This is a genomic window from Paenibacillus sp. P13VS, from assembly GCF_015143645.1.
GTDB classification, from domain to species: Bacteria; Bacillota; Bacilli; order Paenibacillales; family Paenibacillaceae; genus Paenibacillus; species Paenibacillus xylanilyticus_A.
In genome coordinates this window covers 934,945-948,112 of sequence record NZ_WYEV01000003.1, presented here as the reverse complement: position 1 = coordinate 948,112, position 13,168 = coordinate 934,945, and the positions used below count along the sequence as shown (strand labels likewise).

Genomic DNA, 13,168 nt, shown 5'->3' with positions numbered 1-13,168 from the left:
GACAACAATGCAGAACAGCAAAACAACTGGAACGGGATTCCGCTTATCCAACGTAACACAGAAATTAGGACCGCTGCTTGGTTTAATCATTCTTATTATTATCGTATCCGTACTGAATCCAAGCTTCTTGGAACCGCTTAATATCTTGAACCTGCTGCGTCAGGTATCGATTAATGCACTGATTGCCTTCGGTATGACCTTTGTCATTCTGACCGGCGGGATCGACTTGTCCGTTGGCTCCATACTGGCTCTATCCAGCGCATTTGTCGCAAACATGATGTTGTCTGGTCTGGATCCGATTTTGTCCATCATCATTGGGGTAGCACTTGGTGGTGTGATGGGTATGGTGAATGGACTCATGATTACGAAGGGTAAAATGGCTCCATTTATCGCAACATTGGCAACAATGACCATATTCCGCGGCTTAACGCTGGTATATACGAATGGTAATCCGATCACAGGACTCGGGGACAGTCTGCTGTTCCAACTGTTTGGACGCGGCTATCTGTTAGGCATTCCGGTACCTGCCATAACGATGCTGATTACCTTCGTGATTCTATGGACGATTCTGCATAAAACGGCTTTTGGCCGCAAAACGTATGCTATCGGTGGTAATGAGAAAGCGTCCATCATCTCGGGTATCAAAGTCACACGTGTGAAGATCATGATCTATTCCCTTGCAGGAATGCTGGCAGCTCTAGCAGGTGCAATTCTGACATCTCGTTTGAATTCCGCACAGCCAACAGCAGGTACTTCGTATGAACTGGATGCGATCGCAGCCGTTGTTCTGGGCGGAACAAGCCTGACGGGTGGACGCGGACGGATCGTGGGCACATTAATTGGTGTTCTGATTATCGGCGTGCTGAACAATGGTTTGAACCTACTCGGCGTGAACTCCTTCTATCAAATGGTGGTCAAAGGTGTCGTCATTGCGATTGCTGTCCTGCTGGACCGCAAGAAAACGGCTTAAGGGGAGAAACAACTATGAAAAAATGGACATTAACACTTGTAAGCATGATCATGATCATTGTTCTGGCCGGGTGCTCTCTGGAGCCCCCTGAATGGGCGAAGCCGGACGGTGCCGGAAATAAGGGACAGAAGAAAATAGGTCTCTCGATTTCAACACTGAACAATCCGTTCTTCGTTTCATTGAAAGACGGAGTCGTCGCAGAAGCTCAAAAGCAAGGCATTGAGGTTATCGTTGTCGATGCACAAAATGATTCGGCCAAGCAAACCAACGATGTGGATGACCTTATTCAGCAGGGCGTTGATGCACTCCTGATTAACCCGGCGGACTCCGCGGCAATCTCTACGGCAGTTCAATCTGCCAACAGCGTAGGCATTCCCGTAATTACACTGGATCGTTCCGCAGACAAAGGTGAGGTAGCGGCTCTGGTAGCATCCGATAATGTCAAAGGCGGACAGATGGCAGCCGAATATTTTGTTGAACAGCTCGGTGAAGGTGCTAAAGTCATTGAACTTGAAGGTGTGCCAGGAGCTTCCGCTACACGTGAACGGGGTAAAGGGTTCCACGAGGTGGCTGACCAGAAGCTTGACGTGGTTGCCAAACAATCGGCGGATTTCGACCGCTCCAAAGGTTTGAATGTGATGGAAAACCTGCTGCAGGGAAATCCGGATGTACAGGCTGTATTTGCCCATAACGATGAGATGGCACTTGGTGCGATTGAAGCGATTCAAAGCTCGGGCAAAGACATTCCAGTGATCGGGTTTGACGGCAACGACGATGCAATCAAATCCATCCAGGATGGAAAGCTAACAGCGACCGTTGCTCAGCAGCCGGTACTGATTGGCCAGCTGGCCGTACAAGCTGCTCTCGATGTCCTGGACGGCAAACAGGTGGAGAAGTCCATCCCGGCAGAATTGAAGCTGGTGACCAAGGAAAATGCAAACAACTAGTATCCATAACATCCCGTTTCGGCGAACCGCCGGGGCGGGTTTCTTTTTTTTCTGAACATGGATTGGATAAAAGAAAACGGCTCCTTCTTGACGAACTGCGCGGGAATTAACTGATTGGAAGCTTGATATCTATCAGAGTTCCACGGCCGGGTCTGCTCTTGATGCACAGCTCGCTTCGATGACCGTAGGCAAGCTGTATTCTTCTCTGTGTATTAATCAAACCGATGTGGTTCGCATCCGCTGTGTCACTAAACAGCCTTGTACGCAGCTCGACCATCCGCTCCTCCGGTATGCCATCGCCATTGTCGATGACGGCCAAACGCAGCAGGTTACCATGGCGCTGAATCTTGATCTTTACGGCCAGTTTCTGATCCGAACGACTTAAGCCATGCTGAAGGCTGTTTTCGATCAGCGGTTGAAAGATCAGTTTAAGCACCTGGTATTTCTCCAGCTCTTCTTCGTATTCCCACCAAATATCAAATCGTTCTCCGTATCTTGTTTTCTGAATCGCGATGTAGCTCTTCGTATTTGCAATCTCCACGTGAAGCGGCACAAGTCCATTTTGCCCATCCAGGGAATATCGCAAAATGTCGGACAAATGTTCTACTATGCTCGTTAGTTCATTCGGCCCGTCTGTGTATCCAGCTGCCTTCCAGTGTATTGTCTCCAGCGTATTGTAGAGAAAATGAGGGTTGAGCTGTGATTGCAGAGCAGCGAACTGGGCAGCTTGCGTTTTGTACTGGCTCTCGGAGAGTTGAACGCGCATGTAATTGTGCTCAATAAAATTCTGCAGCAGGCTGCGAATAATCTGACTGTAGACGTTATTCCCCTTGGAACGATGCAAGGGAAGCGGCTTGCCTTTCTCTGCTGCGTTTAGAATGGACATGATGATCTGAAGCTCCGAATAATTCTTCTTGGTGAGCTGGAAGGCGAGCAAAAGCGCAGCAACCAGCGCCATGACCATCAGTACAGCTCCAATGCGAAGCAGACGAGTAAGCGCGGTGTAAAGTGATTGCTTCGGCGTGACGGAAATGAATGTCCAGTCGTACGTCTCAGAGTAGATCATGTGAATCAAGGCTTCCTCATTCGAAGTTTGCGTCGTAACAGAGCTGTTCTTACTCGAAATGACCTGCTGCATTTCCTCGGAACTTAGCTCGTACTTGGCGTTATTGTGGAAGATAACAGAGCCTTGCTGATCCACAACGGCAAGCAGCTGTCCTTTTGCGGTAGCGAGATCATTCAGCCTGCGTTCAATATACTCACGTTTGATATTAAGGACGATAACACCGGTATTGTCATCCGACACCTTAAAATGGCGGTACATGGTAATGACGTCTGCGTATTCGATCTCGTCGTTCAAATTATAGCGTGGAATCTTCCGGCTTTCCGTCCAGATCTCTTCGTGATGTGCATGCTTTTGATAGCTATTAAACCAGAGGTGATCCGGATCTTCTCCGAGCTCGATAAAACCTCCAGTAACGGACGAAATGTAGCGCTGGTTATCGTTATTTAGATAGATATAGATGGAATCAATATAGGAGCTGGCGATGGAGGGTGAATCAATAAAGTTTTTCAGAACGGCCAGTTGTTGGTAATCCTCTGCCGATGGCAAGGGCTTGTTCAGCATATCCTTGAGGTTCATGAACTGGGTTGTGCTGGCGATGATATGCAGGTTCAGAGCGTTCTGTTCATTGAACAGAAGTTCTATGTTCTCTTTGGTTTGCTTCAGCATGTTCATGTTGTTGCTTTTGATACCATTTACGACGTACTGCTGGGTTAGGAACGCGGACAGAGCACTGAGAACAACGAGCGGGATCAGCATGGGCAAAAGAAAGGTCAGCAGGTTCTTGATGAAAAAACGGACAGTAGTTGTGACCATAAGTTAATCTTCGTTCCGGTATTCTCTGGGAGTCACCCCGAAGAAGCTCCGGAACATTCTGGTGAAATTTTTGGCGTTGCTATACCCGACAATTTCACTGATCTCGTACGTTTTGCAGTGGGTAGTCTTAAGCAGTTCCGCCGCACGATGCATACGAAGGTTCATGACATAATCGGAGAAGTTCTCACCGGTCTTGGTCTTGAAGAATTTGCTCAAATAGAAGGGATTAAGATAAACATGCTTTGCAGCGTTCTCCAGGGTGGCAGCAGACAAATTATCCTGCAAGTATGCCTTAACCTTCTCGATAGTGTGATCCGTCAAGCCGCTCTCCGCAGACGATGCAGAAGGGGAAGGGGCAGGCATTCTCTCATGATCCATTTCACTTCGGAGATGTCCAAACACTTCAGCGATTTCCACGTATTTAGTAGGTTTTGTCAAATAGCGTTTGACTCCATACTGTACGGCCAATTGTGCATATTCAAATTCCTTGAATCCGCTTAAAAGAATAACCTTGACCCCTGAGCCTTGTCGGTACAGCCGTTCTGCTACATCAATGCCTGATAGGGACGGCATCCGGATGTCACAGAGAAGCACGTCCACAGGTTTCTCCTCAATAAAGGCGAGTGCTTCCTCCCCATCGCAAGCTTGCCCGACAACTTGATATCCAAATTCATGCCAAGGGAAATAGTTACTTAGACCGTTGCGAATTTCGCTTTCATCATCCGTGATTAAGAGATTGTACACGGCCACACCCCGTTCTCTAGTATTCTTAAAATTTGATACCTTTCTGGTCTATGGAGGCAATGATGTCAAGAAATGATCCCAAAAGCTAATGAAAAGTGCCTTTAATTAATCGTCATATTGACGTTAAATAAGATTACAAGTTGAGATACATCACCGATATGTTAGGGGGATACCACTAGAAAGAAAATACGATAATTGAAATATATCATAAGTTTCCAGTGAAAAATATGTAGATTTCTCTAATGAAAAAGAGAAAAAAGTGTGGGTATCTACATCTTCTTCTTAAGAGGGCTACACAAACCGTAATTTTAAGTTAGATTATATAACATTTGATTGCAATAGAGAGCAACGATATAGACGAAGGAGGGATACGCATGCTGCTAGAGCTGAAGGACGTAAAGACCGTGTTTAAAACGGACAAAGGGGAAGTTACTTCGGTGGACCGGGTCAGCCTTAAGCTGGAGAAGGGGGAGACGATCGCCATCGTTGGCGAATCGGGCTGTGGTAAAAGTGTTACTTCGCTCTCCATCATGAGACTGCTCGGCAAGAATGGCAGTATCAAGGAGGGTGAGATTCGGTTCATGGAGAAGGATCTCGCGACCTTGCCTGAGCCCGAACTGCGTCTAATTCGCGGCGGAGACATTGCGATGATCTTTCAGGAACCGATGACATCACTCAATCCCGTGTTCACTATTGGGAACCAATTGATGGAAGCCATCCGGCTGCATACCGATTTAAGAGGAAGGGCAGCTGAAGGTTATGCCGTCGAAATGCTGGAAAAGGTCGGTATCCCCCGTCCTGAGGCAATCATGAAGAGCTACCCCCACTCTCTATCTGGAGGGATGAGGCAGCGCGTGATGATCGCAATGGCCCTTTCTTGCAAGCCGAAATTACTCATTGCCGATGAGCCAACAACCGCACTGGATGTGACGATCCAGGCACAGATTCTGAATCTGATGAAGGAGCTTCGCGAAGAAATGGATACCTCGATCATGCTTATAACACATGATCTTGGTGTTGTTGCCGAGATGGCCGATAAGGTCGTGGTTATGTATGCCGGCCAAGTCGTCGAGGAGACTGACGTGTATACCCTGTTTGAGCAGCCGCTTCATCCTTACACACAAGGGCTGATGAGATCCATTCCCCACATTGAATCCGATGCCGAGGAGGCGCTGACCTCCATCCCTGGTGCGGTGCCTCCCCTTACGAACATGCCGAAGGGCTGCCGATTCCACACTCGCTGCGAGTTTGCCGAAGGAAAATGTCTGTCCGAAGCACCGATGCTGCTGTCGGTTCAGGAAGGCCACCATGTGCGCTGCTGGATGGCACAGGATTCAGGTGCCTGGAAGATACGAGAGGAGAATGTCATATGACGCTTGTGGAACATAGGGTGGGCCTAGAACCGCTGCTTCGAATCGAAGGTTTGAAGACGTATTATCCAATTAAACGAGGACTGCTGTCCCGAACCGTTGGGAATGTAAAAGCAGTGGACGACATTTCGCTGGAGCTGTATCCAGGAGAAACACTGGGACTTGTTGGCGAGTCGGGCTGCGGCAAGTCGACCATCGGCCGCAGCATTATCCGACTTGAGAATCCAACGAGTGGAAAAATATGGTTCGAAGGACAGGATATTACGAAAAGAACAATGTTGGACCTCCGCAGGGAACGGACCAAAATGCAAATGATTTTTCAGGACCCATACTCCTCCCTTAATCCCCGGATGCGGGTTCAGGAGCTGCTTGCCGAGCCGATGCGGGTGCATGGTCTGGCCACCGGAGCGGAGCTGGAGACAAGGATAGACCACCTACTGGATACGGTCGGTATACCCCGAAGCTATAAGCAGAGATTTCCCCATGAATTTTCAGGGGGTCAGCGGCAGCGCATCGGGATCGCTCGAGCACTTTCCCTGAATCCGAAGCTCATCGTGTGTGACGAGCCGGTATCCGCGCTTGACGTTTCCATTCAGGCGCAGATCCTGAACTTGCTAAAGGAACTGCAGCGGGAGCTGGGACTCACCTATTTGTTTATCGCTCATGGCCTCGGGGCCGTCAAGTACATCAGTACTCGTATTGCGGTGATGTATCTTGGCAAAGTGGTGGAGATCGGAACAAAGGAGCAGATCTTTGCGAACCCGCGACATCCGTACACGCAAGCTTTGCTCAATGCTTATCCGGTCCCGGATCCCCGCAAGCGCGGACAAGAGCGGATCGTTCTTCAGGGAGATGTCCCCAGTCCCGCTAGTCCCCCGTCAGGCTGCCGGTTTCATACCCGGTGTGTGTACGCCCAAGCATTGTGCAAGGAGCAGGAGCCCCTTCTGCAAGGAGAAAAACACGCGGTGGCTTGTCATTATCCACTGACTGCCGGTTAAATCGCAAGAGAGGAGAGAGAGCATGTTTACTTACGTCATTCGCCGCATTCTGATTGCAGTTCCCGTTTTGTTTGGCATTACGATCATCAATTTTGTCATCATCAACCTTGCGCCTGGTAACCCCATTGACATGTACATGACACCGGATACACCTCCGGAATTGCTCGAGTTACGTAAGGAGCAGCTTGGATTAAACGATCCAATTATCGTTCAATATTTCAAATGGCTCGGTCAACTGCTGGTCGGCAATTTGGGTTATTCCTTCAGCACTAGTGAATCGGTTGTTTCACTCATCGGTGAGCGTCTGGGGCAGACTGTGCTGCTAGGCATCTGTGCTCTGATTATTGGCCTTTTGATCGCGCTGCCAATCGGAATCATGAGTGCAGTCCGGCAAAACTCGAAATTCGACTATCTGATGACTGGACTCTCCTTCGTTGGAACGTCCATTCCCCAGTTTTTCCTTGGTCTCTTGTGCATTTATATTTTCGCTGTTCAACTGGGCTGGCTTCCCGTCGGCGGAACAGAGGATCTTGGCGGCGGCGGAGGGTTAGCCGACCGAATCAGACATTTGGTGCTGCCTTCCATAGCACTCGCAGTCGGTATTGCCGGACGCAAAGTGCGTTATATACGGGCCAGTATGCTGGATGTATTGAAGCAGGATTACCTGCGTACTGCTCGAGCCAAGGGGCTCAAAGAGTTTTATGTCACCAACAAGCATGCCCTGCGCAATGCTCTGATTCCGATCATTACGGTTGTCGGAATGGAAATTCCGATGCTCTTTGGTGGAGCCGTCATTGTGGAACAATTGTTTCAGTGGCCTGGCATCGGACAGTTGACTATTCAATCAATCATGTCCAGAGACTATTCGACCATCATGGGTCTAAACCTGGTCGCTGCCATGATTGTACTGGCTGCCAATCTACTTACAGATATTTTTTATTCGGTAGCTGATCCTCGTATCCAATATCAGTAACTGAAGGCATATATTCCACGAAACAAACCACGAATGAGAGGAGGCGGATTCGATGTCTGCTGTACAAACCCCAGTCGCCGGAGGCGTTATCCTTCCGATTCAACAGGCAGAACCCGAGAGCGTCTTCCGGCAAATGGCCCGACGTTTCCTGAAGCATCGGCTGGCCGTCGCCGGACTTGTTGTTACCTTGCTGCTTATCCTCATAGCCATCTTTGCTCCTTGGCTAGCCCCGCATAGCCCTTATGCTGTAACCGCCGAATTTTCTGCTGCACCTTCCTCTTCCCATTGGCTTGGAACCGACCAGGTGGGAAGGGATGTGCTGTCCCGTCTGCTGTATGCGACGAGAGTTGCTGTAACGGTAGGATTTGGAACAGTCGCCTTGTATGTCGCGTTTGGAACGATCATCGGTCTTTGGTCTGCTTATGTTGGCGGCTGGATTGATATGTTGGTCATGAGAATTACGGATATGTTCATGGCATTCCCCTATATGATGGTTATTCTCGTGGTTGTCAGTGTGCTTGGACCAACACTTTGGACGCTGGTCCTTGTTCTTGCTCTATTCTCCTGGCCTTCCATTGCCCGACTGGTTCGGGGGAGTGTACTGACGCTGAAGCAAATGGATTACATCAAAGCCGGAGTGGCTTTGGGGCTGAGCACACCGCGCATCGTCTTCCGTCACATCCTGCCGAATGCGCTGGCTCCCATTATCGTGAACGCGACATTCGGTGTTGCTGCGGCAATCATGGCAGAGTCCGGGCTAAGCTTTTTGGGCATGGGCGTACAGCCACCAACGGCCAGTTGGGGCAATATGCTGACGGATGCTCAATCTATTAGCGTGATGACGGACCAGCCCTGGCTTTGGCTGCCTCCCGGTATCATGATCCTGGTGACGGTGCTCTCTATCAACTTCGTCGGTGACGGCTTACGTGACGCACTTGACCCGAAACAATAAGCTACATTGCATCTCTCAATGATGACATACAAAACGAGATATTAAGTGGAGGAGATCCGATGAAAAGGGTGCGTAAAGCTTGGATTTGCGGAGTATTGACATTATTAATGGTACTGGTCACGGCCTGCGGTACGAATTCTGACAGCAATACATCATCGTCTCCGGGATCGGGTGGCGAAAGTGCTTCTGCTTCCGGGGGGGCCGGTCAGCCTCTGTATATCGGCCTTGTAAATCCCGTGACGACATTCGATATCTTTAATTTGGATAATGCAGGTATCTTCGTTAACTCGTTGATGAGCGATACCCTTGTTGCCATGAACAGCGATTATGGATTCGATCCGAAGCTTGCCGAATCGATCGAAACGACGGACAATCTGAACTTCACCATCAAGCTAAACAAGAACGCGAAGTGGAGCGATGGGGAACCGTTTACGGCAGACGATATCGAGTTCACGTTCCGCATGTTCACGGATGTTAACGTAAAGACCCTTCTCAACATGACGTTCGTCGCCGGACTGAATGAAGCGGGTAAGAGAGGGGAGGGGCAAACGGAGCTGGGTTTCTTCAAAAAGGTGGATGATTATACGTTTGTCATTACGACGAAAAACCCGATGGAAACGAACCAATTCAAGAGTCAGTTCGGCACGTACTTCCGATATCTGCCAGAGCACATATTGAAGGATGTGGCCCCGGTGGATCTGAACAAAAACGAATTTATGATGAATCCTACGGTCACCAACGGAGCCTACAAATTTGTGAAATTCGCCAAGGACCAGTACGTGCAGCTCACCGCCAATGAGCAATATTACGAAGGTGCGCCGAATATTAAGGACATTTATATCAAAATGATGCCGGCGACGAACCTCGCAGCCCAGCTTCAGACGGGAGACATACAGTTGACTTCTCCTGGTGTAGGTCTCATTCCGGTACAGGATTTTGACAAGGTAGCGAATATGGCGAATGTGACCACAGGTTATGGAGATGCCAATAATCCAAACATCATGTTCATCAATACGAAGAAGTTCCCGGATCCGAAAGTGCGTCAAGCCATGGCTTATGCCATGAACCGCCAGCTCATTGTAGATCAATTGCTCAAAGGACAAGGTGAACTCGTGGATGGCATGCTCGGCCAAAATCACCCTTACTATAATAAAGATATCCCCCTTTACAGCTACGATCCGGAAAAAGCAAAAGCACTGCTGAACGAAGCGGGCTGGGACTTCAACCAGTCGATTGAATTCGTCGTTCCGACAGGCAACAAAATCCGCGAGCAAGCATCTGACATCATCGCCGAGAATCTGAAGGCAGCCGGTTTGAAAGTGCAAATCACAAAGCTTGATTTTCCGACAACCTATCAAAGAGCTCTCAAGCACGAATACGACTTGACGGTAATCAATCTTGGCTTCATTCTCGATCCGAACTCCGTGCTGGGTCTGTTCAAAACGGGGGTCAGTTTTAATCTTGCAGATTATTCGAACGCTGAAGTCGACGAGCTGTTGGCCCAAGGAGCAGAAGAGCTGGAGCCATCCAAGCGTTTCGAGATTTACCAGCAGGTTCAGCAAAAGCTGCACGACGATGTTCCGGCAATTGCCCTGTATGCGGATAAGCAAATGTATGCAGCGGCCAAAAACCTGGATATTGGCAAAAGTCTCGATACCAGCACGGTGGGCTTGACAAACAACGTTGCCAAGTGGAAATTTACCCCTTGATTGATTAACGACTAGCTTCGGTCCAGGGAGGGCTGCAGATGCGGGGTATGAGTAGCAAAAGGCCACCGCTGCTGAGTGTAGAAGGTCTCAAGGTATATTATCCCATCCGGCAGGGCATTTTCTCGCAAGTCACAGACCATGTTAAGGCGGTCGATGGGATCAGTTTCTCCATTCCCGAAGGAGAAACGCTTGGTCTTGTTGGAGAATCGGGGTGTGGGAAGTCGAGTGTCGGTCGCACCCTGCTTCAACTTGAAACTCCATATGACGGAAGGATCCTCTATGCGGGCCGGGAACTGGCAGAACTCGGCAAGAGGGAACTTCGCCGCACTCGGGCGAGCATGGGGATGATTTTTCAAGACCCTTATTCCTCTCTGAATCCCCGAATGAGAATCAGTGATATTCTGGCAGAGCCTCTGCTGGCGCATCGAATTGAAAGTCGTTCGTCTGTTGCGGAGCGAGTAGATCAATTAATGGAAACGGTCGGAATACCAAAAGAAGAAAAAGGCCGTTATCCTTATGAGTTTTCCGGAGGACAGCGACAACGTATTGGCATTGCGAGAGCATTATCTCTAAACCCAAGGCTAATCGTTTGCGACGAACCCGTTTCTGCTCTGGACGTCTCGATTCAGGCCCAGATTTTGAATCTCCTGAAGAAGCTTCAGAAGGAGAAAGGCCTCGCTTACCTGTTCATTGGACATGGCCTCGGCGCAGTTCGCTATATCAGTGATCGAATCGCTGTGATGTATCTAGGCAAAATTGTGGAGATCGCAAGCCGGGAGAAACTGTTCAGGGTGCCGAAGCATCCCTACACGAACGCTTTGTTGAGTGCTAATCCGGTAATCGATCCAAAGCTCCGTTCACGGAAACGGATCATAATTCAAGGGGATGTACCGAATCCGGTCCGCCCGCCAGGGGGATGTCGTTTCCACACACGCTGTCCAATCGCCAAAGCAATCTGTCGCGAATTCGAACCGGAGCTTAAAGGTCACGAGCATGCCGTTGCCTGCTTTGCATTTAATTGACGATTAGCCTGTATTTAGCTTACTAGCAGCATTCGCATCCCAATGATGAGTAGCCAAAACTATGGAGAGAGGTGTTTGGTATGAACAAAGACATTATTGAAGAGGTTACCGCCTATATCGAAGGTACGCGAGATTTATTTATTGATGTAAGTGATTCAATCTGGGACTTCGCTGAGACACGATTCGAAGAGGTCGAATCAGCAGATCTGCTCTGCAAGACCCTGGAACAGGAGGGATTTGCAGTAGAGAAGGGTGTTGCCGGACTTGCTACCGGATTTGTAGGCAGTTTCGGGAACGGTTCGCCAGTGATTGCTGTTCTTGGAGAGTTTGACGCTCTGGCCAGCCTTAGCCAGCAGGCGGGAACGGCAGCTTTTGATCCTGTAGTACCGGGTGCGAACGGACACGGCTGCGGGCATAATTTGCTCGGAGCAGGCTCTCTTGCGGCTGCTTTTGCAATAAAGAATTATCTGCAGCAGCATGGTCTCTCCGGCACGGTTCGTTACTATGGCTGTCCGGCTGAAGAGAGTGGTTCCGGCAAAGCCTACATGGCTAGAGCAGGATTATTCCAGGATGTCGACGTTGCATTCTGCTGGCATCCTGCAACGATGAACGTGGTTATGCACATGTCCTCGCTTGCCAATCTGCATGTGCACTTCAAATTCACGGGCCGAAGCGCCCACGCTGCGGCCGCTCCCCATCTGGGGCGAAGCGCGCTGGATGCGGTTGAGCTGATGAACGTGGGAGTAAACTACTTGCGTGAGCATATGATTTCCGATGCCCGAATTCATTATGCCGTGACGAATACAGGCGGCTTTGCCCCTAATGTTGTACAGGCGGAAGCAGAAGTGAACTATCTGGTTAGGGCGCCCAAGTCTGCCCAGGTTGCTGAACTGTTTGAAAGGGTTCTCGATGTTGCTCGCGGGGCGGCATTGATGACGGGGACAAAAATGTCATATCACTATGAGGGCGGGGCTTCCAATCTCATCCCGAATGCGGCTCTGGAAGGCAAAATGCATGAGTTCCTCAGTGAACTTGAGCTTCCTGTGTATACTGAGGATGAAATGGCCTTTGCCCAAGAGATCTTTGCGATGATCCCTGAAGAGGATAAGACAAGTGCATCGAGACAGAGTGGAAAGACGGTCCATGACATGCTCTCGGCCCGTCCTCTTGCGGGCTTCGTCGCTCCACTTATGGATACCATGCGCGTTATGCCAGCGTCAACGGACGTAGGGGATGTCAGCTGGAACGTGCCGACTGCACAATGCGGTACCGCGACCTGGGCTTATGCAACGCCGATCCATGCCTGGCAGACTGTTGCGCAAGGCAAGAGCAGCTATGCACACAAAGGCATGCTGCTCGCAGGCAAAGCGATGGCGTGTACGGCCATTGCAGCGCTGCTTGATCCCGCTCTCATTGAGCAGGCGAAGGCAGAGCTGGCTGAACGACTGGAAGGAGAATCGTACGTTTGCCCGTTCCCGGATGACGTGATGCCTCCGAAGCTTTCCTTCTCTTCAAAAGCGGCCGCAGCAGCATCTGAACAAACACCGGTAAAGGTGTAATTCCAATCAACTGGATGTAGTAAATGATAATGGCCAGAAGAGATC

At 49.7% G+C, this 13,168-nt stretch carries 11 protein-coding genes; 9 read left to right on the top strand and 2 right to left on the bottom strand.

Annotated elements, in window-relative coordinates; all coding sequences use genetic code 11:
- Nucleotides 1-7: 7 nt before the first annotated feature.
- Complete coding sequence (gene rbsC / locus GUA98_RS09020; RefSeq protein WP_415753013.1) at nucleotides 8-970, top strand: ribose ABC transporter permease RbsC; 963 nt, start codon at nucleotides 8-10, stop codon at nucleotides 968-970.
- 14 nt (nucleotides 971-984) lie between these two features.
- Nucleotides 985-1,917 carry a ribose ABC transporter substrate-binding protein RbsB gene (gene rbsB, locus GUA98_RS09015; RefSeq protein WP_095357431.1) on the top strand — a complete coding sequence of 311 codons (933 nt, stop codon included), beginning with the start codon at nucleotides 985-987 and terminating at the stop codon, nucleotides 1,915-1,917.
- A gap of 106 nt (nucleotides 1,918-2,023) precedes the next feature.
- Here the strand turns inward: rbsB and GUA98_RS09010 are convergent, their stop codons facing one another.
- Both GUA98_RS09010 and GUA98_RS30140 read right to left on the bottom strand, forming a co-directional pair.
- Nucleotides 2,024-3,796, bottom strand: a complete 1,773-nt coding sequence (locus GUA98_RS09010; protein WP_193722778.1) for a sensor histidine kinase — start codon at nucleotides 3,794-3,796, stop codon at nucleotides 2,024-2,026.
- A 3-nt stretch (nucleotides 3,797-3,799) separates the two neighbouring features.
- A complete protein-coding gene (locus tag GUA98_RS30140; protein ID WP_193722777.1) occupies nucleotides 3,800-4,540 on the bottom strand; it encodes a response regulator transcription factor in 741 nt (246 codons plus the stop codon).
- Nucleotides 4,541-4,908: 368 nt separating this feature from the next.
- On the opposite strand from GUA98_RS30140, the gene GUA98_RS09000 reads away from it, so the two are divergent.
- The 7 genes from GUA98_RS09000 to GUA98_RS08970 all read left to right on the top strand — a co-directional run bounded on the left by GUA98_RS09000 (nucleotide 4,909) and on the right by GUA98_RS08970 (nucleotide 13,123).
- Entirely contained in the window at nucleotides 4,909-5,913 is a 1,005-nt protein-coding gene (locus GUA98_RS09000) for an ABC transporter ATP-binding protein (RefSeq protein ID WP_193722881.1), read from the top strand.
- Nucleotides 5,910-6,908 (top strand): ABC transporter ATP-binding protein, encoded by a 999-nt coding sequence (locus GUA98_RS08995; RefSeq protein ID WP_193722776.1) that lies wholly within the window; start codon nucleotides 5,910-5,912, stop codon nucleotides 6,906-6,908. The genes GUA98_RS09000 and GUA98_RS08995 overlap by 4 nt, the downstream gene beginning before the upstream one ends.
- A gap of 22 nt (nucleotides 6,909-6,930) precedes the next feature.
- Nucleotides 6,931-7,881 (top strand): ABC transporter permease, encoded by a 951-nt coding sequence (locus GUA98_RS08990; protein ID WP_193722775.1) that lies wholly within the window; start codon nucleotides 6,931-6,933, stop codon nucleotides 7,879-7,881.
- A gap of 52 nt (nucleotides 7,882-7,933) precedes the next feature.
- Complete coding sequence (gene opp4C / locus GUA98_RS08985; RefSeq protein ID WP_193722774.1) at nucleotides 7,934-8,833, top strand: oligopeptide ABC transporter permease; 900 nt, start codon at nucleotides 7,934-7,936, stop codon at nucleotides 8,831-8,833.
- Between the two features lie 95 nt (nucleotides 8,834-8,928).
- Nucleotides 8,929-10,542: an ABC transporter substrate-binding protein gene (locus tag GUA98_RS08980; RefSeq protein ID WP_227779504.1), complete on the top strand. Its 1,614-nt coding sequence runs from the start codon at nucleotides 8,929-8,931 to the stop codon at nucleotides 10,540-10,542.
- 38 nt (nucleotides 10,543-10,580) lie between these two features.
- A complete protein-coding gene (locus tag GUA98_RS08975) occupies nucleotides 10,581-11,564 on the top strand; it encodes an ABC transporter ATP-binding protein (protein ID WP_193722772.1) in 984 nt (327 codons plus the stop codon).
- Nucleotides 11,565-11,644: 80 nt separating this feature from the next.
- The gene (locus tag GUA98_RS08970; RefSeq protein WP_153978977.1) at nucleotides 11,645-13,123 is read left to right on the top strand and encodes a M20 family metallopeptidase; all 1,479 of its coding nucleotides are present in this window, start codon (nucleotides 11,645-11,647) and stop codon (nucleotides 13,121-13,123) included.
- The last annotated feature ends 45 nt before the right edge of the window (nucleotides 13,124-13,168 follow it).